This is a genomic window from Micromonospora sp. DSM 43699 (assembly GCF_055517075.1).
The window spans coordinates 1-257 of record NZ_JBTMMT010000286.1 but is presented as its reverse complement, the minus strand read 5'-3'; the positions used below and the strand labels follow the sequence as shown (position 1 = coordinate 257).

Below are 257 nucleotides of genomic sequence, written 5' to 3'. Positions count from 1 at the left end.
CGGCGGTCACTGTCGACACGGCGTGTTCGTCCTCGTTGGTCGCGCTTCATCTGGCTGCCCAGTCGTTGCGTCAGGGTGAGTGTGCGATGGCGCTCGCCGGTGGGGTGACGGTGATGGCGACCCCCGGCATGTTCGTGGAGTTCTCCCGGCAGCGGGGGTTGTCGCCGGATGGGCGGTGCAAGGCGTTCTCGTCGTCGGCGGACGGGACGGGTTGGGCCGAGGGTGTGGGTGTGCTGGTGTTGGAGCGGCTGTCGGAT

The 257-nt window shown here is 68.5% G+C and carries 1 protein-coding gene; it reads left to right on the top strand.

Annotated features, from left to right (window positions below; all coding sequences use genetic code 11):
- Positions 1 to 257: beta-ketoacyl synthase N-terminal-like domain-containing protein (locus AC0AIB_RS31655; protein WP_465098150.1), on the top strand; the 257-nt coding region annotated here is incomplete at both ends.